Genomic DNA, 22,949 nt, shown 5'->3' on the forward strand with positions numbered 1-22,949 from the left:
CGGTCAGGCGCGGCGTACGTCCATGACCATGACCGGGTACGGCCCGGCGGCCTTGTCGGCGGTGGCGTACTCGTCGGGGATGACGTTGTCCATCCCCATCCGCAGGTTCTGGGCGTCGGTGGCCTCGAGGCGGATCCGCCAGCCCCAGCCGCCGCCGTAGTCGCCGGTGAACTCGAACGTCCCGTCCCCGCCCGGCGCGCCGGGCAGCGTCATCGTGGCGGGTTTCTGATGCCACGAGTCGCCCCAGACGGCCACGAGCGACCCCTCCTCCCCGGCCGGCGCGACGACGATCAGGCCGTCCTGCGGCCCGTCGGCGGGATGCTCCCAGGTGTACGCGACGAGGGTCAGGTGCCCGCCGGCGGCCGTCGTCACGGTCACCGTGGCGGGCGCCTCGGCGAGCGGGTCGCCCGGCATCAGACGGAAGCCGTTGGTGCCCGTCCAGGACCCGGCGAAGTCGGAGAGGATCATCGGGCCACCGTAGGCGAGCGGTGGGCCGCGCTCAACGACGACGCGCGCCCGGCCGGCCCGGCGACGCGGCGGCCAGACGCGCCTGACGACGGCCGGCAACGCCTACTGAGCACGCCCGGCGGCGGCCCGCCGGAGGTTGGCGATGATCGCGTCGGCCATCGGTGCGAACAGCTCGCGGGGCAGGTCGTGGCCCATGCCGGGGAAGGTCAGCAGCTCGGCGCCGGGGACGGCGGCCGCCGTGGCGCGGCCGCCGCTGACGTCCACCAGCGGGTCGGCCTCGCCGTGGACGACCAGCGTCGGCACGGTGACCTGCCGCAGGGCCGGCGTACGGTCGGGCGAGGCGAGGATGGCGGCGTACTGCCGCAGCGTGCCCACCGGGTGATAGCCGCGGTCGTACTTGGCCGAGGCCCGGCGCAGCAGCTCCTCGTCGGCGGCGGGGAAGCCCGGCGAACCGATGACCCGCCAGCCCGCGACGGCGCCGGCGACGGCCTCGGCCCGGCTGCTCGCCGGCGGGCGGGCCAGCAGCGCGGCGGCCTCCCGGGTGGCCCGGCCCACGGCGGGGTCACCGGTCGTCGACATGATCGAGCAGAGGCTCGCGACCCGGCCGGGGTGGTCGGCGACGAGCTGCTGGGCGATCATGCCGCCCATCGAGGCGCCGGCCACGTGCGCCCGTTCCACGCCCAGCGCGCCGAGCAGGCCGGCCGTGTCGGCGGCCATGTCGGCGATCAGGTACGGCGCCTGCGACCGGTCGCCGCCGCGCAGCGCCGCGATGTCCGGTACGCCCCGGTCGTGCAGGATCGTGGAGAGCCCGGCGTCGCGGTTGTCGAAGCGGATCACCCGCAGGCCCCGGCCGGCCAGGAGCTCGCAGAACTCCTGCGGCCAGTCGATCAGCTGCGCCCCCAGCCCCATGATCAGCACCAGGGCCGGTGCGTCCGGGTCGCCGAGGGTCTCGTACGCGATGTCGATGCCGTTGCTGTGCGCCACGGGCATGATCCACCTCTTCTCGATGGGCGGGCGTCACGACGAGCTTGCCAGATCTTGACCCGGGGCATCGACAGGAGTTGTCTGGCCTCTACAGCTATCTCGGCCAGAACGGGAGACATCTCGTGTTGATCCCCTCGACCAGGAGGTACCGGCTGACGGCGGCCGTCGCGCTCGGCGCGGCCGTCGTCTCGGTCCTCGGCGCGGCGCCACCGGCGTCCGCGCGCCCCGGCCGGCACACCATCAGCGGCAGCAAGCCGCGGTGGATCGGCCAGGCGCGGCAGGCCGGCACCCCGGCCGCCGCGAGCACCATCCACTTCGGCCTGCTGCTCGCGATGCGCGACCGGGCCGGCGCGGAGGCCACGCTGGCGAAGCTGTCCGACCCGGACAGCGCCGACTACGGCAAGTGGCTCAGCACCGCCCAGTTCCGTACGCGCCACGCCCCCGCCGCCGCGGACGTCAAGGCGGTGACGTCGTGGCTGTCCGGGCAGGGCTTCACCCTGCGCGACACGCTCGGCGGCGGCCTGTACGTCGAGGCCTCCGGCACCACCGCCCAGATCGACAAGACGTTCGGCACCACCGTGCGCGACTACACGTACCAGGGCAAGACGGTGCACGCCAACAGCACCGACCTGTCGCTGCCCGAGGGCACCCCGGCGGCCGTGACCGGCCTGATCAAGGGCGTCGTCGGCATCGACCAGGGCACGCTGCTCAAGACCCCCGGCGACACGCTGCCCCCGCCCGGAGCCGGCTTCCGCGCGGCCACGCCGTGCTCGTCGTACTACGGCGAGAAGACCGCGACGGACCTGCCCGCGGCCCCGGACGGCAAGAAGGCGCCGTACGTGGTGTGCGGCTACGAGCCGAAGCAGTACCAGTCGGCGTACGGCGTCACCGGCCAGCTGCGGCGCGGCCTCGACGGGCGCGGCGTCACGGTGGCCGTCACCGACGCGTACGCCTCCCCCACGATCCTGCGCGACGCCCAGACGTACAGCCGCAAGCACGGCCTCCCGGCGCTCCGGCCGCACCAGTTCCGGCAGATCACGCCGGCCGCCGACGGCTACTCCAACACCGGCCCGGACGAGTGCGACGCCGCGGGCTGGTACGGCGAGGAGACCCTCGACGTCGAGGCCGTGCACGCGATGGCGCCGGGCGCGACCATCGTGTATGTGGCCGGCAGCGACTGCGTCACCGGCCTCGACGAGGCGTGGGCGGAGACGATCGACAACCACGTCGCCGACATCATCACCAACTCGTGGGGCAACGCCACCGACGACGTCGACCTGCTCGGCGAGGACGTCGTGGAGTTCTACCAGCAGTTCTCCCTCGAGGCGGCACTGACCGGCATCACCGTCGACTTCTCCAGCGGCGACTCCGGCGACGAGACCTCCGGCGGCACCGACCTGCCCGCCAAGACCGTCGACTTCCCGGCCGACCTGCCCTTCGTGACCGGCGTGGGCGGCACCAGCGTCGGCATCGACCGCACCGGCAAGCGCGTCTGGGAACACGGCTGGCAGAGCGCGTACCAGACGCTCACCGACGGGGCGTGGGGCGAGCCCGCGTACGTCTCCGGTGGCGGCGGCGGCACCAGCGTCCTGTTCGCCCAGCCGTTCTACCAGCGCGGCCGCGTACCGGCATCCATCTCGAAGTACTTCGGCGACAAGCCGGCGCGGGCCGTACCGGACATCTCCATGCCCGGCGACCCCAACACGGGCTTCCGGGTCGGCCAGACCCAGCAGTTCCCGGAGGGCACCCACTACGACGAATACCGCATCGGCGGCACCAGCCTGGCGTCACCGCTGCTGGCCGGCATGCAGGCGATCGCGAGCCAGAAGGCCCACCACGCCCTCGGCTTCGTGAACCCGCTCTACTACGCCGAACTGGGCACGGCGGCGCTGACCGACATCACGGCCCCGGCGCGGCCGCTCTACCAGGCCCGGGCCAACTATGTGAACTCGGTGGACGCTTCGCAGGGGCGCGCGTACATCCTGCAGCAGGTCGACGTACAGACGTCGACGATCCACAGCACGCCGGGCTACGACGCGGAGACCGGGGTGGGCACGCCGGGCGAGAAGTTCTTCTCGGCCGTACCGTTCCGCCGGTGACAACCCGCCGGGCGGGACCGCACGGTCCCGCCCGGCACCATCACCCCCGCCTGCTGCCGGGCCGCCGCCGGCACCGCTGATCCGAGGACGGTCCCGCAGCGGGCCGCCGGGGCGTCGGCCGGCGCGGGGACCTTGCCGTCCCGGGCGGCCACGCACGTTCCACGGCGCGCCAAGGACATCCCTTCCGCCGGGTCCAGGTAAATCAGCGATTGCGCCGCGCATCGCACGCCGCTCCCTTTCGCCCGGGCGGCGGATTCCATGTGTTCATCGTCGCTTTCTTGGAAAGATCGTCCAGTGTCGGCCGGGGTGCGGTTTACGGAACAATTCTCGTATGCGGCGGCAGCTTCAGTTGTTCTCGTCGGCGGAATTGGATGCGATGCGTGATCGGACCGCGTCGCGTCGCCATTCTTCCGCCCGGGAGCAGTTTCGCCGCGAGCATGCCCGTCGGCGGGCGTACGGGTTGGCGCTCAGGCACGCCGCGAAGCTTCGTCGCTCGGGCGAGCGTGGCACGCAGCGGCCGGTGAGCCCTCGCAGCCCGGCGACACCTCAGGCACACCGCGGGGCACCGTCACAGCGGACGCCGAATCGCGGCCCAGAACAGGCATCCAAGCCAGACCATGTGCAGGTGCGAGCTGCCCGACCCGCGGATGCCCACCGCTCGGCGCGGCCGACACCGACGCGTGCTTCGGCCGGACAGGGGGCAGTCCCGTTTTCTTCTGCGGCCGAGTCGCCGGCGGCGTCACGTATTGCCGCACCCGAGCCGGTGCACGCTCTACGCGGACATATTCAGCGAAGGGAATCAGTCGTTCGCGGCGGGAGCATCGCCCAGTCCCGCCATCAAGCCACGGATACTGGCAGTGCATTTGTGGTCGAGGACCTCCGGCGTAGGTTTATGCATTCTCATCAGCATGAGAGGGCGGCGGGAGATCAGGTTGACGGGGATTTCCACTGTGGTGATGCCGGCTCATCCCGGCCGCGAACCACAAGTCTCTGTCGACCAGGCCGTCGCGGGCAGGGCACTGCACAGCGCCGGGCAGCAAGGGGTCGGCGGCTACAACCCATGGGGGCAGGCCGGCTCCGGGGGAAACTGGATCTGGCGGCCGCACGGATCAGGCGGCGAGCGCCAGCCGGTGCTCCATCCGGAAGGCGACCGCCGACAGGTACGGGTACCGCACGTGGTCGACCTTCACGTTCCACGAGTCCGGGCCGTGGCGCCGCAGCATCTCGTCGTGCCGGGCCGTCGGGCTGACCCGGTCGCCGCACGGTCCCACCGTCTGGTCGGCGTACGTCAGCGCGTCCGACAGCAGGTCCTCCGCGAACGGGTACGCGGCCAGTCGCTCCCCCAGCCCGCGCGCCGCGGCGACGAACCGGGCGCCGGAGTGGTGGGCGACCTGGGCGGCGACCGCGAGGGGCCAGCCGTGCGCGGCCAGGTGGTCGGCGCCGTCGAGCGGGTGGAAGCCGGTGACCACCGTCGGGTCCGCGTAGCCGATGTCGTGCAGCCAGGCCGCCGCGACGAGGACGTCCGGGTCGAGGTCGAGCGCGGACGCCAGCTCGGCGGCACGGGCCGCGACGCCCGCGGTGTGCCGCCGGCGGTTGGGCAGCGGCGCGAGGAGGTCGAGGGCGATCTCTCGCGCGGCCGTCACGAAGGCCCGGGTCCGTACGCTCATGCGCGGATCGTCGCCGGTGAAGATGAACGGCAGGCGACGAGGATCTTGCAGCGGCCTGAACGCCGCCGGGGCGGGTCGCTGTTCCCGGCCGGGACGGGACCTTCGGCCCGCGGCAAAGGGGTCCTTGCGCATCTCGAGTCGGCGCCGGGGCCGCCGATCTGTCCTGGTGCAAGAGGCGGTAGCGCACCAACCAGGCAGCACACCGCCACAGGAAAAAGGGGCAGGACAATGCTGAAGTCTCGGAGGATCGCCAGTGTTCTGATGGCTCTCGTGGGCGCCGGGCTGGTCGCGGCGGGCCCGGTCATGGTGTACGAGGGCGTGCACGGGCAGAGCATGATCAAGGACGAGCTGAGCGCTCAGAAGATCGAGTTCCCGGCGGACAAGGCGCAGCTCCCCGACGGCCTCAAGGGGTACGCCGGCCAGCATGTCACCACCGGCAGCGACGCGAAGGCGTACGCCGACCTGATCGCCACCCACATCGCGAAGGCCACCGGCGGGAAGACGTACTCCGAGGTGTCCGACGAATGGATCGCCGGCGGCCGCAAGGATGAGCAGCTCGCGCAGACCCGCCAGACCGCCTTCATGGGCGAGACCCTGCGCGGTTCGCTGATGAGCGCCTACCAGGCCGAGCAGGTCACGTGGCTGGTCATCGGCCTCGGCGCGCTGTTCGTGGCGCTCGGCGCCGTGTTCGGCGTGACCGCCTTCAGCATGCGCACCCGCAAGGTCGTGGTGCCCGCCTCTCCCGAGGCGCTCGTCAGCGGACACCTGCCCGTCGGCTGATCCCCGCCCCGAGGCATCGAGGGCCGCCCCACCCGGGCGGCCCTCGATGCGTGCCCGGATCCGATGAGGACGGTGCCGCAGAGATCAGCTTCACAGGCGATTTCCCTCCTCATCGGACGGTTTCCGCCGATGGGCCGGGTGGACACCCCATCGACGGGGCGTCACTCAAGCCCAAGGAGTCTCACCATGAGCACCCGGGTTCACAACGCCGACCTCCTCGACACCGTCCTGCACAGCCGGATCTCCGCCCTCGGCTCCGAGATCCGCCGCACCCAGGCCTTCTCCCCCCTCAAGGTCCACCTGCGCGCCGAGAAGGCCGGCCTGCTGAGCGTCCACGCCGGCGAGATCCCCGACCACGCGCTGCCCGCCGTCCGCGGCGCGGTCGCCCGCCGGCTGGCCACGCTGACCCACTCGCTGCACCGGGCCGAGAACCCGCACTTCAAGAAGCAGCTGCGCGAAGAGCTCGCCGAGGTGACCGCCCTGGCCGCGGACCTGCCGGCGGCACCGGCGTAGCCGAGCAGATCTTGCGGCGGTCCCGGGCCGGGGTGTGTGCTGGCGGTATGTCTGAGCATGGTCCGCTGGCCGGGGTCCGGGTGGTCGAGCTGGCCGGTCTCGCGCCCGGCCCGTTCGGCTGCATGGTGCTCGCCGACCTGGGCGCCGACGTCGTCTGCGTGCAGCGCCCGGACGAGCAGGTCGTGGCGGCCTCGCTGCGGCGCGGACGGCGGGTCGTCACGCTCGACCTGCGCGCGCCCGGCGGGGTGGAGCAGCTGCTCGGCCTGGCCGAGCGCGCGGACGTGCTGGTCGAGGGCTTCCGGCCGGGGGTGGCCGAGCGGCTCGGCTTCGGCCCGGACGTGTGCCGGGCCCGCAACCCCCGCCTGGTGTACGCGCGCCTGACCGGCTGGGGGCAGGACGGCCCGCTCGCGCCCCGCGCCGGGCACGACATCGGCTACATCGCGGTCGCGGGCGCCCTGGAGCCGCTGGGCCGGGCCGGGCAGCCGCCGCACGCCCCGCTGAACCTGCTCGGCGACTTCGCCGGCGGCGGCATGCTGCTGGCCGTCGGCGTGCTGGCCGCGCTGCTCGAGCGGGAGGGCTCCGGCGCGGGGCAGGTCGTCGACGCGGCCATGGTGGACGGGTCTGCGCTGCTCACCGCGTTCCTGCACGGCATGGCCGCCGAGGGACGGTGGCCGGGGCCGCGGGGGACGAACCTGCTGGACGGGGGCGCGCCGTTCTACGACACGTACGCCACCGCGGACGGCGGCTACATGGCGGTGGGCGCGCTGGAGCCGCGCTTCTACGGCGAGCTGCTGGCCGGGCTGGGGCTGGACGGCGACCCGGAGCTGCCCGGCCGCGACGACGCGGACGCCTGGGACACGCTGCGGGCGCGCTTCGCCGAGCGGTTCGCGCAGCGCACCCGCGACGAGTGGACCGCGGTCTTCGCCGGGCTCGACGCCTGCGTCGCGCCGGTGCTGACCCCGGCCGAGGCGCCCGGGCATCCGCACAACCGGGCGCGGGGCACGTTCGTCACGGTCGGCGGGCAGGTCCAGCCGGCGCCGGCGCCCCGCTTCGGCCGTACGCCGGCGCCTGCCCCGGCGCCCGCGCGTGCGGCCGGCATCGCCGAGGTGATCCGCGGCTGGGACGGCTGACGACGACGGGATCCGTCACAGGTCGTCGTGGTGGTGCCCGAGCCGGCGCTGGCAGTCCTCGAGGCGTCGCCGGGCGGCCTGCAGCCGCTCCCCCATGACCTGCAGGAACCGGTTCGTCAGCTCGTACCCGAAGGCGGGGTCCTGCTGGCAGAGGGCGCGCACCAGCGCGCCGTTGAAGGTGATCGCATGGGTGGTGGTCACCGCGACCGCGCCGAAGTGCCAGCGGTACGGCGGGAACAGCCACGACCAGCCCAGCACCGAGCCGGACCGCAGCGTCTCCAGGACGAAGTTGTCGTAGCCGGGCACCTCGTGGTCGAGGTACACCGAGCCGTCGGTGATCAGCCAGAACTGGTCGGCGGGGGTGCCCTGGCGGAAGATGCGGTTGCCGGCGTGGAACATGGTCCGGCTGGTCAGCGGGGTGAGCCGGGTCAGCTGGTGCTCGGTCAGCCCGGCGAGGAAGGGCTGATCGGCGAGCAGGTCGGCGGTGACGAACATGGCTTCCTCCTGGGGGGCGGGGGTGGCACCCTCAGACAACGCGACCGGCGGCCCTGCGTTTAAGGGCCATGGGTCCGTCCGGGCCGGGGCCATGGGCCCGGGTCCTCGCATAGGTGCCCGCGCCGCGGGTAGCTGAGCACGGTAGGGCACGACGAGACGAGGTGGGACCATGCCGATCGCGACGACGAACCCGGCCACCGGTGCGGTGGTCAAGACGTTCGACGCGCTGCCGCCGGAGCAGATCGACGCGGCGATCGGCCGCTCGGTGGCCGGCTTCCGCGCGCTGCGGGACACGACGTTCGCCGAGCGGGCGGGCTGGATGCGGGCCGCCGCCGACCTGCTGGAGGCCGAGCAGGACCAGGTCGGGGCGCTGATGACCCTGGAGATGGGCAAGACGTACGCCGCGGCGAAGGCCGAGGTGGTCAAGTGCGCCACGGCGTGCCGGTTCTACGCCGACAACGCCGAGGCGTTCCTGGCCGACGAGCCGGCCGACGCGCAGGCGGTCGGCGCGGCTCGCGCGTACGCCCGCTACCAGCCGCTGGGCCCGGTGCTGGCGGTGATGCCGTGGAACTTCCCGCTGTGGCAGGCGATGCGGTTCGCCGCCCCGGCGCTGATGGCGGGCAACACCGGGCTGCTCAAGCACGCCTCGAACGTGCCGCAGACCGCGCTGTACCTGGGTGAGCTGTTCGCCCGGGCCGGCTTCCCGGCGGGCGCGTTCCAGACGCTGCTGGTCGGCTCGGACGCGGTCGAGGCGATCCTCAGCGACGACCGGGTGCGCGCCGCCACGCTGACCGGCAGCGAGAACGCGGGCCGGTCCATCGCCGCGATCGCCGGCCGGGAGCTCAAGAAGACCGTGCTCGAGCTGGGCGGCAGCGACCCGTTCCTGGTGCTGCCGAGCGCCGACCTGGACCGCGCCGCCGAGGTGGCGACCACTTCGCGCTGCCAGAACAACGGCCAGTCGTGCATCGCGGCGAAGCGGTTCATCGTGCACACCGACGTCTACGACGAGTTCGTCGAGAAGTTCGTCGCGCGGATGTCCGCGCTGACCGTCGGCGACCCGATGACCGACGGCACCGACGTCGGGCCGCTCGCCACCGAGCAGGGCCGCACCGACATCGAGGAGCAGGTCGCCGACGCACGGGGCAAGGGTGCGACCGTCCGCTGCGGCGGCACCCGCGGCGACGGCGACGGCTGGTGGTACCCGCCGACGGTGGTCACCGACCTCACCCCGGACATGCGGATGTACGCCGAGGAGGTGTTCGGCCCGGTCGCCGGCGTCTACCGGGCCGCGTCGCTGGACGAGGCCCTCGAGGTGGCCAACGCGACCCCGTACGGGCTGGGCGCCAACGCGTGGACCCGCGACCCGCAGGAGCAGGAACGGGTGATCGCCGGCCTGGACTCCGGCGCGGTCTTCGTCAACGGGATGACGACCTCGTACCCGCAGTTGCCGTTCGGCGGGGTGAAGAACTCCGGGTACGGCCGCGAGCTGTCCGCCGCGGGCATCCGGGAATTCTGCAACCTGAAGACGGTGTGGGTGGGCGACAGCGGCGGCGCCGACGTGGACTCCGCCACCGAGTGAGCGCGGCGGGGGCTGTGCCCGGCGGATCTGCTCCGGGCACAGCCTGCCCGCTCAGCCCTGCAGGCCCCGCTCGATCGCCTCGATGATCCGGGGACGCAGCTCGGCCGTGCTGATGATCGCGTCGACCGAGCCGACCTCCACCGCGCGTTCGATGCTGTGCACCCGGTCGAACTCCGCCGCCACCTCGCCGACCTTCTCGGCGCGGACCTGCGACTGGACCTCGGCCAGCCGGGCGTTGAGCGCCGAGCGTTCGGCGCCGCTGGCCCCCGCGATCTGCGCCTGCAGGTCGGTCACCCGCGGGTCGGTCGCGGTGCGGTTGTTCACCTCGCCGGAGAACACCACCGCCGCGGCCGGAGCGCCGCCGAGCACCGAGGCGAACGAACCCTCCAGCGCCAGGACGGTCATGGACGGGTTGAGCGCCTTGGAGAACACCACGAACGCGCCGCCGTGGTAGCGGGAGATCACGCAGAACACGATCGGGCCGCGGAAGTTGACGATCGCGCGGCCGATCTCGGCGCCGTACTCCAGCTGCAGCTTGCGCATCGACTCGGGTGAGCCGTCGAAGCCGGACAGGTTCGCGAGCACGACCAGCGGGCGGTTGCCGGACGCGGCGTTGATGGCCCGCGCGGTCTTCTTCGACGAGCGCGGGAACAGCGTGCCCGCGGTGTACGTGTCCGGGCCGTCGGTGGGCGGGAAGCCGCGCCGGGGCACGGGCTTGGACTCGATGCCGATGAGGCAGACCGGCCGGCCGCCGATGTGCACGTCCTGCACCACGGAGGTGTCCGCGTCGGCCATGCCGGCCCAGCGCTCGAGCACCGCGTGGTCCTGGTCGGACAGGGCGCGCATCACCGTACGGATGTCGAACGGCTTCTTGCGGTCCGGGTTGTGCTCGGCCGAGAAGATCTGCCCGACGGTCGCGAAGTCGCTGCCGGCCACGGTGTGCGGGAAGCTCGACACGTCCCGGTCGGCCGGGTCGCTCGTGGCGGCCCTGCGCGGCGCCGTCTCGCCCGGCACGACGTACGTGTGGTCGTAGTGCGCCATCAGCACGTCGCGGGCGCCGGACAGGTCCGGAGCCCAGTACTGCGCCTGGCCGTTGGGGCCCATCACCCGGTCGTAGCCGCCGATGCCGAAGTTGTCCTCGGCCGACACGCCGCCGGAGAAGTCCAGCGACTGCTTGCCGGTGAGCACCATCGCCGAGTCGGGCGTCATGACCAGGATGCCCTTGGTGTGCATGAGCATCGTCGCCTCGGCGTTCCAGTACGGCTGGGCGCCGACGGTGATCCCCGCGACCACGATGTTGATCTCGCCGCCGGCCTGGGTGAACGTGACGATGCGCTTGAGCGCGGCCGCCACCCAGTCCATGTTCTCGGTGCCCGACGACATCGAGATGCGCGCGCCCGCGGACAGCGCGAACCATTCCAGCGGCACCCGCATCCGCTCTGCCAGGTCCAGCGCGGCGATCACCCGGGAGCACTCCGGCTCCGACAGCGCCCCCAGCGCCTTGATGGGATCGCCGAGCAGCACGACCCGGGTGACGCCCTCGGGATGCCGTTCGGTCGGGGTGGTGACGACACCGGCGACGATCGCCGCGGAGTTGCGGCCCTTCGGGCGGTCCACCGGCACCAGCGCGCCGCTGTCGTCGAGGTCGTGCTCGGCGAACCGGCCGCCGGGCCCGGCGAGGATGTCGGTCAGCTCGTACGGGTAGACGTTGCCCCGGCGGGCGGCGCGCAGCACCTTCTGCCGGTAGTCGTCCAGCGGCTGGATCGGCTCGGTGGACGGCTCGCCGATGTGCAGCCGGGCGCCGTGGCCGGGGTCCAGGGTGATCCGTACGGCGACCTCGGTGAGCTCCCCGCCGCTGGTGCGCTGGCGGGCCACGAACTGGACCTCCTCCAGCCCGGCGCCGGCGGTGGTGGGCAGGATCCGGTCCACCACCGTGGTGAGCTCGTCGGTGCTGAGCTCGGTGGCCGGCCACACGTACATGAGGATGCGGTTGGTGTCGAACCGCTTGTTCTGCGGCCGCTGCGCCTGGATGTTGCGGATCGCGTCGAGCCCGGCGGTGATCGCGTCCTCGACGGCGGGCAGCGCGACCAGCCGGCCGTCGGCCTCGCGCAGCGGGGTCAGGTCCCGGACCTGGCCCATCGCGACGAGCCGCTCGTCGGCCGGGTTGTCCCGGGCGACCGCCTTGAACAGGTAGATCTCCTCGTCGGCCGAGGGCAGCCGGGTCAGCTCGAACTCGCGCAGCCGGTGCAGCTGCAGGCGCTGGGCGATCTGCGGGTGCAGGCCCCGGATCAGCCGGTCCTCGGCGACGGTGCCGCCGTCGCGCCGGAACGTGAAGTGATGGTGCATGACCGCGCCGCTGGTGCCGGCCACGGTGGTGGTGATCCGGCGCACGGCCACGGGCAGCGGGCGCTCGGCGAGCAGCCGGCCGAGCTGCGCGGCCATCTCGTCGGCGTCCGGCTGGCCGGCCCAGGTGACGTACAGGTCGGCGACCAGGCCGTCCTCGGGTACGCCCTCGGCGAGCGTGGCCAGCGCGGCGATCGCGCCGGGCAGCGCGGTGATGTCCGCCGCCGTGGCCACCACGCGGGTCGTGCCCGCCGTGCCCGCGTGCTCGGCGGTGACGAAGCGGCAGCCGCCCGCCTCCCGCACGGTGACGTCCGACAGCCGGCGGTTGCCGTAGTAGCGGCGGGTCACCACCTCCAGCAGCGGCGCGTGGTCGCGGCCGGGCCGGCCGATGCGCTGGCCGATCAGCCGGACCAGCGGCTCGGCGCTGGCCACCATCGCCCGGATGCGCAGGGCGCGGTCCGGGGCGTCCGGGTGCTGGTCGAGATGGCTGAGGTGGCTGCGGACGTCGGCGTAGACCTCGGCCCGGTTGCGGCGCAGCAGCGGCTGCGCGAACCAGCGGAAGACCAGGCCGCGGGCCAGGTCGGAGACGGCCGGGAAGCGCACCTGGGTGGCCTCGATGAGGTGCTCGAGCACGCGGCCGGCCCGCTCCCGCAGCTCCCCCACCGGCGCCGAGCCGGCCAGCCACTGCCGCAGCACCTCGGAGACGACGGCGACGTCCGTGGAGATGCGCTGCTGGGCGAGGAAGATGCGGAAGACGGCGGACTCGAGCTGCGGCGTACGGTCCAGATCGGACACGCCGTAGTTGCCGAGCACCCGGCGCAGCTTCGCCTGGAAGTCCGCGGTGACGCCGGCCCGCTCGACGTCCAGGCTCTGCAGGTAGCTGTGGAAGTACTCGCGGGGGCTGTGCACCGGGCTGCCCGGCTCGACGTCGAGCTCGCCGCCCGGCTTGTTGCGGCTCAGCTCGCACAGGTCGGCGAAGACGGTCAGCAGGTCCAGCTCGCCCGGCTGCGGCCGGTCGCCGGCCTGCTCGCGGGCGGCCAGGTAGCCGGTCAGCACCCGGCGCGGGTCCTCGGGGTCGCCGTCGAAGCCCAGCAGCAGCGCGCGCAGGTCCTGCAGGCCGCGCTCCACCCGGGCCGCGGCGGAGACGCCGGCCGGCTCGGCCGGAAGGTCGATCTCGACGGTACGGGTGTCCTCGGGCGCCTCCTGCTCGGCCCCGTCGGCGAGCGGCTCCAGGCGCATCAGGGCCGCGCCGGTCTCCACCTGGCTGCCCACCGACACCGGGCACTCGCGGACCCGGGCGCGGAACGGCGCGCGCAGCACCGTCTCCATCTTCATGCTCTCCAGCACGAGGATCGGCGCGCCGGACTCGACCTCGGCGCCGACGGCCACGGGCGTGGCGACCACGAGCGCCGGGGCCGGGGAACGCACCACGCCGCCCTCGTCACGGCTGATCCGGTGCGCCACCCCGTCGACCTCGACGAGGTGGATCGGGCCGTACGACGCGGTCACCAGCCGGAAGCGGTGGCCGTTGACCACGATGCGGCCGCTGCGCGAGTCGAACCGCTCGAGCTCGACGTCGGCCGTACGCGTGTCGGCGCCGGAGGTGACGCTGACCCGGAACCGGGAGGGGCCGACCCGGGCGGCCCGGACGCGGTAGCCGACGCCGCGGAGCTTGAGGTCCAGCGGCCGGCCGGTGTCGTGCCGCGCGTGCGGACGCCCGCCGTGCGCGGTGGACAGCAGCTGCCCCTGGCTGATCTCCTCCTCGTCCTCGTACGCCTCGATGGCGGCCGCCGCCAGCGCGACCGCGGAGTGCCGGTGCCCGACGAGGCGTCCCTCGGCGCGGACCCGGTCGATCCAGCCGGTGTCGGCGCTGCCGTCGATCACCTCGGGCTGGTCGAGCAGGTCCAGCACGAAGCTCTTGTTGGTGGTGCCGCCGTCGATGAGCACCGTGGTCCCGGCCATCGCGCGGCGCAGCCGGCCGAGCGCCTGCTCGCGGTCCCGGCCGTACGCGATGATCTTCGCGATCATCGAGTCGAAGTCGGCGGGGATGGTGTCGCCCTCGCTGACGCCGGTGTCCACCCGGATGCCGGGGCCGGCGGGCAGGACCAGCCGGGTGATGCGCCCGGGTGCCGGGGCGAAGTCGCGGTCGGGGTCCTCGGCGTTGAGGCGGGCCTCGACGGCGTGGCCGCTCTCGGCCGGCGGCGCTCCCTCGAGCCGGCCGCCGCCGGCGACGTGCAACTGCAGCCGGACCAGGTCGGTGCCGGTGGTGATCTCGGTGATCGGGTGCTCGACCTGCAGGCGCGTGTTGACCTCGAGGAAGGCGAAGAGCTTGTCGCCCGGGTGGTAGAGGAACTCGACGGTGCACGCGCCGCGGTAGCCGACGGCCACGGCGAGCCGCTCGGCGGACGCCTTGAGCTCCGCGACCTGCGCGGGGGCGAGCACCGGCGAGGCCGACTCCTCGATGATCTTCTGGTTGCGCCGCTGGACCGAGCAGTCGCGCACGCCCAGCGCCCACGCGGTGCCCTGCCCGTCGGCGATCACCTGCACCTCGACGTGCCGGGCGCCGGTGACCAGGCGCTCGAGGAAGACCACGCCGGAGCCGAACGCGCGCAGGGCCTCCTGGCTGGTGCGCTCGTACGCCTCGGCGAGGTCCGCGCCGGAGGCCACCATGCGGATGCCCCGGCCGCCGCCACCCGCGGTGGCCTTGAGCATCAGCGGGTAGCCGATCTCGTCGCCGGCCTTCAGCGCCGCCTCGAGCGTGGCGACCTCGCCGCGGCTCCAGGGCGCGACCGGGACGCCGACCTCCTCGGCGATCAGCTTCGCGCCGATCTTGTCGCCGAGCCGGCGCATGGCCTCGGGGCTCGGGCCGACGAAGGTGACGCCGATCTTCTCGCACAGCTCGGCGAAGGCCGGGTCCTCGGCGACGAAGCCCCACCCGACCCAGGCGGCGTCGGCGCCGGTCTCCACCAGCGCCCGCTCCAGCACGGCGAGGTCGAGGTACGGCCGGGCCGACGCGGGGCCCAGCGGGTACGCGATGTCCGACTCCCGCACGAAGGTGGCCGTACGGTCGGCGTCGGTGTAGAGGGCGACCGTCTCGATCCGCTCGCCCGTTTCCGCCGAAAGGTCCCGGACTGCGTGGATGAGCCGCATCGCGGCCTCCCCACGGTTGACGATCGCCACGCGATTGAACACCGGCCGAGCCTCCCAGGACATGTCAACAGGAGGCGACGCCCGGATCTCGGACGCCGCCTGTCTCCACCCTCTACCTTGCTGGATGAGACCCCGCCGCACCGATGTCCGGCGCCACCATGCCCCGGGTCGCCCCGTTGTAGGTTTCCTACAAACGCGATTGGCCGAAGCCTACGGCCGGGTGTCCCGGCGGTCAGCGCAGGCCGCTGACGACCAGCCCCTCGGCGGCGACGCGGGCCACCGCGGCGTCCCACCAGTACGCGTTCCCGTTGACGTAGAGGCACGGCGCCTCGGCGCTGAGGTCGTCACGCAGCCGGGACATGTCGGCACCCGGCATGAGCAGCCGCAGCCGGCTGCCGTCGGAGAACGGCAGGTCCCACCCGAAGCGGCCGTCGCGGTCCGCCGCCGGGTCGCGCACCGGCTCACCGGTCAGATCGCTGACGCGGACGGCCGGGGGCCCGCCCATGCCGGTGACGCGCGCCCGTACCGCGTCGAGGAACACGGCCAGGTTTGCGGCGGCCGCCCGCTCGTCGGCGTCCTCGACCGGGGCCGTACCGGGATTGATCATGGCGGCACCGTAGGCCCGGGCGGCCGCGGGGCGGGCCGGAAGCGGGCAAATGCTGACCGCTCGGGTGATATGCGCCGCCCTCGCATATGAATACTTTTCAGGCTTCCACGTCCGGCGGCGGGTCCCTCTGCCGCGCAAGCCAGGAGGATCCCGGTGTCGCTGAGCTCTCGTGTGACCGGGGCGGTGACCGCGGCGCTGATGGTCGCCGCGTCCCTCGTCATGCCCACCGCGGGACACGCCGCGGATCCGACCGGCGAGCTGGAGGCCCAGCGCGTCGACAGCGTGCCGGCGCCGGACCTCGCGTGGTTCACCTGCTACGGCAACGCGCAGTGCGCCACCGCGCAGCTGCCGCTGGACTACGACGACCCGCAGGGCGCGTCCGTGCAGATCGCCGTCGTGCGGGTGAAGGCCCGCAAACCGGCGAGCCGCATCGGCAGCCTCTTCGTCAACCCGGGCGGCCCCGGCGGCTCCGGCACCGAGATGGCCCTGGCCGCCTCCGGCTTCCTCAGCGACTCGGTGCTGGACCGCTTCGACGTCGTCGGCTTCGACCCCCGCGGCGTCGGCTCCAGCGACGCCCTCAAGTGCTTCCCCTCCACCCGGGACCAGAGCGTCGCCACGGCCGGCATGGCCGTGTTCTTCCCGTACGGGGCCAAGGAGGTGACCAGCTACGTCCAGGGCGCCCAGGCGCTCGGCCGGGCCTGCTCGGACACCGGCGGGGAGCTGGCGTCGGCCATGTCCACCGCCGAGGCGGCCCGCGACATGGACGTGCTCCGGCGCGCCCTCGGCGACGCGAAGCTCACGTACCTGGGCTTCAGCTACGGCACCGCCCTCGGCCAGTACTACGCCAACATGTTCCCCGACCGGGTCCGCGCGCTCGCCCTGGACGGCGTGATCAACCCGGTGTCGTGGGTGGGCACCGACGCGACGGGCGGGCAGCTGCAGGACGACCGGCTGCACTCTGCGGACGGGGCGTACCGGGCGTTGATGAAGCTGCTCGAACGGTGCGACCGGGCCGGGGTCAAGCGGTGCGAGCTGGCCAAGGGCAACCCGGCCAAGCGCTTCACCACCGTGGCGCGCAAGCTGCGGGCCAGGCCCCTGGTGCTCGGCAAGGACCCGGTCGCCGGGACCGTGAGCCTGACTTACGCGCTGTTCATCGGCCTCACGCTCAACCAGCTCTACAGCCCGATGGCCGGCGACCTGGTCACCCAGATGACCGCCGAGGTGGAGACGATGCAGGCCGGCTCGGCCGGGAAGGCACGGCTGCGCGCCGCGGCCCGTACGGCACTGCTCGACCGGGTCACGCAGCTGCGGGCGCCGGCGCGCGACTTCCCGTACGACAACTCGCTCGAGGCGTTCGCCGGGGTGATGTGCACCGACGGCCGGCACCCCGCCGACGCCGCGGCGTGGCCCGCGCTGACCGCGGCCGCCGACCGGCGCGCGCCGTACTTCGGCCGGGCGTGGGGCTGGAGCAGCGCCCCGTGCGCCGCCGACACGTGGACCGCCCGGGACGAGGACGCCTACGTGGGCCCGTTCAACCGGCGTACCAGCGCGCCCGTGCTGTTCGTCGGCAACTACTGGGACCCGGCCACCAACTACCGCGAAGCCGTCTCCGCGTCGAAGCTGCTGCCGAACAGCCGGCTGCTGACCAGCGACAACTGGGGGCACACCGCGTACGGCACGTCCACCTGCGTCACCCGGGCCATGGACGCGTACCTGCTGCGCGGCACCCTGCCCCGCGCCGGGACCGTGTGCCGCTCGCCGCTGCAGCCCTTCACCGGCAACACGGGCATGTTCTTCTCCCGGGAGGCCTCCGCCGCGGAGGCGGGCAAGCAGCTGCCTCCGGTCGCAGGACCCCTCGGCACCGGTCCGCGCCGGTAGGGGGGTGTCCCCCCTAGGCGCCGTGCCAGGAGCGCCACAGGGCCGCGGCAGCCACCAGAGAAGGCGTGCGGGTCCCCGCATGTCCACACGCGATCACGTCGTCGCGCCCGATCCGTCCGGGGTTCCACCGGCCGCGGCACGCCACCGGCGGGGGAACCCGGCCGGGCGTTGATCCGCCGGTCCCCGCGGTGACGTATGGACAGTCGAGCCCGCACGCCGGCCCCGGACCTCCGCGCCGGGGCCCGGTGCCTCATGCCGCCGCCACGCCAGGAGGACATGCCGATGCCCGACCTCGATCCGTACGGTGATCACCCTCCGGCACCGGCACCGGCCGCCTGGCCCAAGGTGGCCGACTACTGGCCCGACCTGCCGCACCGCATCGCCCCGGCCGCCGACTTCCACAGCGGCGACGCCGCCGTGACGACGACCGCGCCCCGGGCCGGAGCCGACACGGCGGAGATCCCGGCCGCTGCCCGGACAGCCCCGCCACCGGCGCCGGGGCGCGCCCGGCGCCGGGCGGTCCCCGCGCTGCTGATCCTGCTCCTTCTCGTGGGCGCGGCGGCCTATGCCGGCTCGTGGTGGCACCGGCAGACCGCCGGACGGGCCGACGGGCCGGCGCCGGCGCCGGCTCCCGAGGCGGCCCAGGCCGACGTGACCCCGCGCTTCGCCGAGCCGGTCGTCCTGACCGGACCGAACGACAACGTCCGCAAGGCGAGCTTCCACCTCAGCGGCGACGCGGCCACGGTCATCGTGCGGACCGCCGATCTCGACGACACCCTGTACCGGATCAGCGCCGCCTCCGACAGCGCCGTCGTTCCCTCCGCCACGTTCGGGGCGGGCACCGTACGCGCCACGCTGCGCGACAGCGGCCGGCGCGGCACCGCCACCGTCACGGTGACACTCGCGGTGGGCGTGCGGTGGTTCCTCGACATCAGCAGCGACCTGCGGCTCGGCGACATCGACGTCTCCGGCGGGGAGCTGACCCGGGTGCTGCTCGCCGGCGACGCCGCGGACATCCACCTCACGCTGCCGCAGCCGGCCGGCACGCTGCCCGTACGGGTCTCCGGCGGCATCAACCGGCTGCGGATCACCGTGCCCGGGGCGGCGCCGGTGCGGATCCGGGCCCGCCGCGGCGCCGGTCAGGCCACGCTGGACGGCCGTACCGTCGCGGGGGTGGCCCGCAACACCTCGTTCGAGTCGCCGCGGTGGCGCCGCGGCGGCACCGGCATCGACGTGGACGCCGTGCACGGCCTCGGCGCCGTCACCGTTCATCGATCTGATCAGTAGCAGCCGGCGAACCTTGCTTTCCCGCAGCCCGGCCCCGAGGATGACGGGGCCGGGCGTCCGGCGCCCCGACGATCCGCGGGAGACATCGACCACCATGCCTGGTCCGCCGGCCCCGGCCGACCCCCGTTCCGGCGACGTCCACGGCCGGGCGCTGCTCCTGGGCGCCGTGGTCGTGGCCGGCGCGCTGCTCGTCCTGGCAGCCCGGGCTGTGCTCGGCGACGGCGGCACAGCGCCGATCACGCCGCAGCCGCCGATCGCCTTCTCCTTCGAGCCGCTGCCGTCCGCGATCGAGCTGCAGTCGGCTCCGCCCGGCCCGGACCGCAGCACGCGGCCCCCCGCCCGGCCCGCTCCCACCGGGCGCACCTGGTCACCGGTCGCCGGGCGGGCCACCACCGCGCCGAGCACCCCGGCCCCGGCCGCCGACCTGGCCGTCGGCCGCACGGTCGGCCTGGAACTCGCCGGCCGCTCCGGGCTGCGCGTGCGGCACCGCGACTTCCTGGGTCGCGTCGACCCGGTCACGGCCGCGAGCGGGGCCACGGCCCGGCTCGACGCGACGTTCACGGTCCGGGCCGGACTGGCCGGTCGCGGCTGCGTCTCCCTCGAGTCGGTCAACTTCCCCGGGCGCTTCCTGCGCCACCGCGACTTCGTCATCCACCTCGACGTACGGCAGGACGATCCCCTGTACGCCGCCGACGCGACGTTCTGCGCGGTTCCCCGGTCCGGCGGGACCAGCATCTCCCTGCGGGCGTGGAACTACCCGGACCGGTTCGTCGACGAGCAGCGGTCGGCCCTCGTCCTGACGGCCCGGCGACCGGCCGACGCCACCGCGTACGTCGTCCGGCCACCGCTGTGAGCGGGCTCGTCACGACGGGATGAGCGCGCCGCCCAGGGCCCGGCCTTCCCGGTCCACGGCCGTGATCCGGCTGCGGTCGCCGTCCGGCCCGGTCCCCTCGTTGAGCCCGATGCCGGGCAGCACGAACGTGCCGTTCACCACCGTCGCGGTCACCGGCGCCCGGTGCGGCCGGTCGATGCCGACCGCCGCGACCCGGGGGTCCGTGGTGAGCCCGGTGATCGCGACGACGTCGCTCGCCGAGGCGCCGTCCGGCGTGCTGCGGAAGTTGTAGAAGACCGACCGGGTGAAGAAGAACGGGTTGGCGTCCACTTCGGAGGATCGCGCGCCGCTGCTCAGGCCGCCCTCGTCGACCGTCACGGTGGGCGTACCCGGGGTGCCGGGAGCGCCGCGCCGCACGCAGACCGCCAGCAGGTCCCGGTAGCGGCCGAGGACGATCCGTTCGCTGTCGTCGAGTTCCAGCGCGGCGCCCGGCTCCCAGCCGCCGAGGTCCACGACGGGCGGTACCGCCGCGCCGAGGCAGTCGCCCAGCGCCCGGCCGTGCGCCGAGGTCCGGTCGGCGGCCGGGCGGGGACGGTCGGTCCGGACCGCGACGGCCGGCGGAAGGCCGACGGCCTCGACGGTGACCGACGCCGCCTCGGCCGTGGCGGTGCCGCCGATCGCGAGGCGCAGGCCGCCCACCGAGCCCGCGAAGGTGTTCGGCACGACGAAGACGCCGTCGCGGACCACGGCCGGCTCCCCGTCGTCCGTCATCGGGTACGCCGAGTCCGGGTCGCTCACCGAGACCGCCCGCACGGCCGGGTCCACAACCCCGGCGACGGTGCCGAGACCCGACACGAACGTGACCGCGCCCCGCCCGCCCCGCGGTACGGACGCCGCCGCCGACACCGCGACCGTCTGCGGTGTGACCTCGCAGAACCGGTCGCCGTCCGGGGTCCGGAAGGCCACGACGGTGTCGCCCCGGGCGGACACGGTCAGGAGCGGCCGCCACCGGGACACGTCCCCGGCGCCCACCGTGCACCGTCGTACGACGTCCGCCGGCGCTTGCTCACGGGCGTGGAATCTCTGCTCGGGCGTCACGACCGTCAGCCGGCCCGGGTCCGCGGCCGTGGCCGCGTGCCCGCCCGGCCGGGTGTCCACCAGCGAGAGCGTGACGACCGACGGCACGGCCAGGACCGCGAACGCGACGCCGATCGCCGCCACCACCCTCCTGCCGGAGCGCGGCTCGAGTCCCGCCAGCAGCGACCGGCGGGCGGCGCGGCGCACGTCGGCGGGCAGCGGCCGGCGCGGGGGCAGGCCGTCGAGATCAGGCATCGGTGTCCTCCACCACGAGCCGGGACAATCTCGCCCGGGCCCGGGCGAGGCGGGAGTGCACACTGGACGGCGCGATGCCCCACATGGCCGCGGCGTCCTCCACCGGGGTCCCGCCGAGCAGGCAGAGGCGGACGGCCTCGCGCTCGGCGCGGGGCAGCTCCTCGACGGCGGCCAGGACGTTTCGCAGGCGGCGCTCCGCGGCGTCGTGCTCGGCCACCCGCTCGGCGTGGTCGGGTGCGGGCGGCAGCAGCAGCCGGGGCAGCGCCCGGAGGAACCGGGCCGTCGTGCGGCGCTCGCCGCGGCACACGTTGCTCGTCACGACGTAGAGCCAGGGCAGCGCGCTGCCGTTGACCAGGCGCAGGTCCCCGCCGGCGGCGCCACGCGGTCAGGAAGACCACCGACAGCAGGTCGTCGGCCTCGTTCCAGGAGGCGGTCAGCCGGTAGGCGAAGTTCCACACCGCCTCCGCGTGCCGCTCGTAGAGGACGGTGAACGCGTCGTGGCGCCCGGCGGTGATCAATGGCCACAGGTCCTGGTCCGCAGAGGAGGCCGCGGGCGGGGCGCCGGGCTGCACCACGACGTCCCCCCAGCCGATCGAGAAGCTCACGTGTCCTTGTGGCCGCGGCGCAGGCATCCCTGCATTCTGGCCATGAGACCTGCATCACAGGTGGGCCCGCCGCGGCGGGCGGGCCGGTCCGGCAGGATCGTGATCATGGATGCCACGCCGGACCTGCGCGCCGACTCCATCGAGGGCACCGGCGTGAGGCTCCGGCGGTACCGGGCCGCGGACGCGGGCGCCGTCCGGGCCGCTTGCAACGACCCGCTGACCCAGCGGTTCCTGCCCGCGCTGCCGCGGCCGTACACCGAGGCCGACGCGCAGCGGTGGGTCACCGAGGGCGCGGCGGCGGCGTTCCCCAGCGGCGGGAACTTCGCCATCGCGGACCCGGGGACGGACGCGCTCATCGGGAGCGTCGGTCTGCTGTACGTCCAGGAGAACGTGGGCAGCATCGGCTACTGGATCGCCCCGCAGGCCCGCGGCCGCGGCGTGGCGACGGCGGCGGCCCGGGCGCTCACCGAGTACGCCTTCACCGCCGGGTACGCCCGCATCGAGCTGCGCACCGAGCTCGAGAACGCGGCCAGCCAGCGCGTGGCGCTCGGGGCCGGGTACACGCGGGAGGGTGTCGGGCGTGCCGCCGGCGCCCGCCCGGGCGGCCGTGACGACCTGATCGTGTGGGCGCGGGTGGCCGGCGACCCGCCCGGCCCCACGCCGCGCCACCTGCCCGACCTGCCCGGCGGCGAGCTGACCGACGGCGTGGTGCGCCTGACGCCGATGCGCGCCGCCGACGCACCCGCCGTCCAGCTCCTCCCCTGCGCGCCGGCGGCCCCGGAAGAGACCGTCCGATACTGCGCCCACGCGGACGCCGCCTGGCTCGCGGACCAGGAGATCCGGCTGACGATCCGGGACGTGGCCACCGGCGCCTTCGCCGGCAGGGCCGGGCTGACGGTCCGGCACCCGGACCCGACCCAGGCGGAGATCGACTGCCGTCTGATCCCGGCCCGGCAGGGACACGGGTACGCGACCCGCGCCGTGAAGCTGCTCTGCGGGTGGGCGCTGACGGGTACGGCGCTCGAACGGCTCGTGGCCGGCGTGCCCACGCCCGACCTCGCCGCGCAGCGCGTGCTGGAACGGTCCGGCTTCGTCCGGGAAGGACAGGAGCGCCGCACCGGCGGGCGCACGGACCTCTACCGGTACGCCCTGCTGCGGCCCGGCTCCTGAGGCAGGTCGTCTCGCACACCGCCCTGGTGA

17 protein-coding genes and 1 pseudogene are annotated in these 22,949 nt (G+C 74.2%); 9 read left to right on the plus strand and 9 right to left on the minus strand.

Annotated features, from left to right (window positions below; all coding sequences use genetic code 11):
- Nucleotides 1-3: 3 nt before the first annotated feature.
- Together COUCH_RS22080 and COUCH_RS22085 are read right to left on the minus strand one after the other, a co-directional pair.
- The gene (locus tag COUCH_RS22080) at nt 4-468 is read right to left on the minus strand and encodes a DUF1579 domain-containing protein (protein WP_249607077.1); all 465 of its coding nucleotides are present in this window, start codon (nt 466-468) and stop codon (nt 4-6) included.
- A gap of 102 nt (nt 469-570) precedes the next feature.
- On the minus strand, nt 571-1,458 hold the full coding sequence (locus tag COUCH_RS22085) for an alpha/beta fold hydrolase (RefSeq protein WP_249607078.1): 888 nt from the start codon (nt 1,456-1,458) through the stop codon (nt 571-573).
- A 116-nt stretch (nt 1,459-1,574) separates the two neighbouring features.
- Between COUCH_RS22085 and COUCH_RS22090 the strand changes: the two genes are divergently transcribed.
- Nucleotides 1,575-3,551, plus strand: coding sequence for a S53 family peptidase (locus COUCH_RS22090; RefSeq protein ID WP_249607079.1), 1,977 nt, complete (start codon nt 1,575-1,577; stop codon nt 3,549-3,551).
- 1,109 nt (nt 3,552-4,660) lie between these two features.
- Here COUCH_RS22090 and COUCH_RS22095 read toward each other — a convergent pair.
- A complete protein-coding gene (locus tag COUCH_RS22095) occupies nt 4,661-5,218 on the minus strand; it encodes an HDIG domain-containing metalloprotein (RefSeq protein ID WP_249607080.1) in 558 nt (185 codons plus the stop codon).
- A gap of 261 nt (nt 5,219-5,479) precedes the next feature.
- Here COUCH_RS22095 and COUCH_RS22100 point away from each other — a divergent pair, with 261 nt between their 5' ends.
- The 3 genes from COUCH_RS22100 (at nt 5,480) to COUCH_RS22110 (ending at nt 7,641) form a co-directional block, all read left to right on the plus strand.
- Nucleotides 5,480-5,998 (plus strand): hypothetical protein, encoded by a 519-nt coding sequence (locus COUCH_RS22100; protein ID WP_249607081.1) that lies wholly within the window; start codon nt 5,480-5,482, stop codon nt 5,996-5,998.
- A 186-nt stretch (nt 5,999-6,184) separates the two neighbouring features.
- Nucleotides 6,185-6,511, plus strand: a complete 327-nt coding sequence (locus COUCH_RS22105) for a hypothetical protein (RefSeq protein ID WP_249607082.1) — start codon at nt 6,185-6,187, stop codon at nt 6,509-6,511.
- Nucleotides 6,512-6,558: 47 nt separating this feature from the next.
- Nucleotides 6,559-7,641 (plus strand): CaiB/BaiF CoA transferase family protein, encoded by a 1,083-nt coding sequence (locus tag COUCH_RS22110; protein WP_249607083.1) that lies wholly within the window; start codon nt 6,559-6,561, stop codon nt 7,639-7,641.
- 15 nt (nt 7,642-7,656) lie between these two features.
- Here COUCH_RS22110 and COUCH_RS22115 read toward each other — a convergent pair whose 3' ends face one another.
- Nucleotides 7,657-8,136: a Crp/Fnr family transcriptional regulator gene (locus COUCH_RS22115; RefSeq protein WP_249607084.1), complete on the minus strand. Its 480-nt coding sequence runs from the start codon at nt 8,134-8,136 to the stop codon at nt 7,657-7,659.
- A 169-nt stretch (nt 8,137-8,305) separates the two neighbouring features.
- Between COUCH_RS22115 and COUCH_RS22120 the strand changes: the two genes are divergently transcribed.
- The gene (locus COUCH_RS22120; protein ID WP_249607085.1) at nt 8,306-9,715 is read left to right on the plus strand and encodes an NADP-dependent succinic semialdehyde dehydrogenase; all 1,410 of its coding nucleotides are present in this window, start codon (nt 8,306-8,308) and stop codon (nt 9,713-9,715) included.
- Nucleotides 9,716-9,766: 51 nt separating this feature from the next.
- Here COUCH_RS22120 and COUCH_RS22125 read toward each other — a convergent pair whose 3' ends face one another.
- The gene (locus tag COUCH_RS22125; RefSeq protein ID WP_249607086.1) at nt 9,767-15,250 is read right to left on the minus strand and encodes a carboxyl transferase domain-containing protein; all 5,484 of its coding nucleotides are present in this window, start codon (nt 15,248-15,250) and stop codon (nt 9,767-9,769) included.
- Nucleotides 15,251-15,440: 190 nt separating this feature from the next.
- Nucleotides 15,441-15,815: a hypothetical protein gene (locus tag COUCH_RS22130; protein ID WP_249607087.1), complete on the minus strand. Its 375-nt coding sequence runs from the start codon at nt 15,813-15,815 to the stop codon at nt 15,441-15,443.
- Between the two features lie 153 nt (nt 15,816-15,968).
- On the opposite strand from COUCH_RS22130, the gene COUCH_RS22135 reads away from it, so the two are divergent.
- The 3 genes from COUCH_RS22135 to COUCH_RS22145 all read left to right on the plus strand — a co-directional run bounded on the left by COUCH_RS22135 (nt 15,969) and on the right by COUCH_RS22145 (nt 19,833).
- Nucleotides 15,969-17,693 (plus strand): alpha/beta hydrolase, encoded by a 1,725-nt coding sequence (locus COUCH_RS22135; protein WP_249607088.1) that lies wholly within the window; start codon nt 15,969-15,971, stop codon nt 17,691-17,693.
- Nucleotides 17,694-17,975: 282 nt separating this feature from the next.
- The gene (locus tag COUCH_RS22140; protein ID WP_249607089.1) at nt 17,976-18,980 is read left to right on the plus strand and encodes a cell wall-active antibiotics response protein; all 1,005 of its coding nucleotides are present in this window, start codon (nt 17,976-17,978) and stop codon (nt 18,978-18,980) included.
- Nucleotides 18,981-19,074: 94 nt separating this feature from the next.
- On the plus strand, nt 19,075-19,833 hold the full coding sequence (locus tag COUCH_RS22145) for an AbfB domain-containing protein (protein WP_249607090.1): 759 nt from the start codon (nt 19,075-19,077) through the stop codon (nt 19,831-19,833).
- 9 nt (nt 19,834-19,842) lie between these two features.
- Here the strand turns inward: COUCH_RS22145 and COUCH_RS22150 are convergent, their stop codons facing one another.
- The 3 genes and pseudogenes from COUCH_RS22150 to COUCH_RS22160 form a co-directional block, all read right to left on the minus strand.
- Nucleotides 19,843-21,144 carry a hypothetical protein gene (locus COUCH_RS22150; protein ID WP_249607091.1) on the minus strand — a complete coding sequence of 434 codons (1,302 nt, stop codon included), beginning with the start codon at nt 21,142-21,144 and terminating at the stop codon, nt 19,843-19,845.
- The gene (locus COUCH_RS22155) at nt 21,137-21,463 is read right to left on the minus strand and encodes an RNA polymerase sigma factor (protein WP_249607092.1); all 327 of its coding nucleotides are present in this window, start codon (nt 21,461-21,463) and stop codon (nt 21,137-21,139) included. Before COUCH_RS22155 ends, COUCH_RS22150 begins: the two co-directional genes overlap by 8 nt.
- 91 nt (nt 21,464-21,554) lie before the next feature.
- Nucleotides 21,555-21,776: pseudogene (locus COUCH_RS22160) on the minus strand (RNA polymerase sigma factor); the annotation flags it as partial.
- A gap of 96 nt (nt 21,777-21,872) precedes the next feature.
- Here COUCH_RS22160 and COUCH_RS22165 point away from each other — a divergent pair.
- Entirely contained in the window at nt 21,873-22,919 is a 1,047-nt protein-coding gene (locus COUCH_RS22165) for a GNAT family N-acetyltransferase (RefSeq protein ID WP_430640992.1), read from the plus strand.
- Nucleotides 22,920-22,949: the final 30 nt, after the last annotated feature.

It is taken from the genome of Couchioplanes caeruleus, assembly GCF_023499255.1.
In the GTDB taxonomy this organism is placed as follows: Bacteria; Actinomycetota; Actinomycetes; order Mycobacteriales; family Micromonosporaceae; genus Actinoplanes; species Actinoplanes caeruleus_A.

Excerpts from the sequence above, each read along its gene's own strand:
- COUCH_RS22150 (WP_249607091.1), bottom strand. The coding sequence starts at position 21,144 with ATGCCTGATCTCGACGGCCTGCCCCCGCGCCGGCCGCTGCCCGCCGAC.
- COUCH_RS22120 (WP_249607085.1), top strand. The coding sequence starts at position 8,306 with ATGCCGATCGCGACGACGAACCCGGCCACCGGTGCGGTGGTCAAGACG.
- COUCH_RS22080 (WP_249607077.1), bottom strand. The coding sequence starts at position 468 with ATGATCCTCTCCGACTTCGCCGGGTCCTGGACGGGCACCAACGGCTTC.
- COUCH_RS22140 (WP_249607089.1), top strand. The coding sequence starts at position 17,976 with ATGCCCGACCTCGATCCGTACGGTGATCACCCTCCGGCACCGGCACCG.
- COUCH_RS22130 (WP_249607087.1), bottom strand. The coding sequence starts at position 15,815 with ATGATCAATCCCGGTACGGCCCCGGTCGAGGACGCCGACGAGCGGGCG.
- COUCH_RS22115 (WP_249607084.1), bottom strand. The coding sequence starts at position 8,136 with ATGTTCGTCACCGCCGACCTGCTCGCCGATCAGCCCTTCCTCGCCGGG.
- COUCH_RS22145 (WP_249607090.1), top strand. The coding sequence starts at position 19,075 with ATGCCTGGTCCGCCGGCCCCGGCCGACCCCCGTTCCGGCGACGTCCAC.
- COUCH_RS22095 (WP_249607080.1), bottom strand. The coding sequence starts at position 5,218 with ATGAGCGTACGGACCCGGGCCTTCGTGACGGCCGCGCGAGAGATCGCC.
- COUCH_RS22105 (WP_249607082.1), top strand. The coding sequence starts at position 6,185 with ATGAGCACCCGGGTTCACAACGCCGACCTCCTCGACACCGTCCTGCAC.
- COUCH_RS22085 (WP_249607078.1), bottom strand. The coding sequence starts at position 1,458 with ATGCCCGTGGCGCACAGCAACGGCATCGACATCGCGTACGAGACCCTC.
- COUCH_RS22110 (WP_249607083.1), top strand. The coding sequence starts at position 6,559 with ATGTCTGAGCATGGTCCGCTGGCCGGGGTCCGGGTGGTCGAGCTGGCC.
- COUCH_RS22100 (WP_249607081.1), top strand. The coding sequence starts at position 5,480 with ATGGCTCTCGTGGGCGCCGGGCTGGTCGCGGCGGGCCCGGTCATGGTG.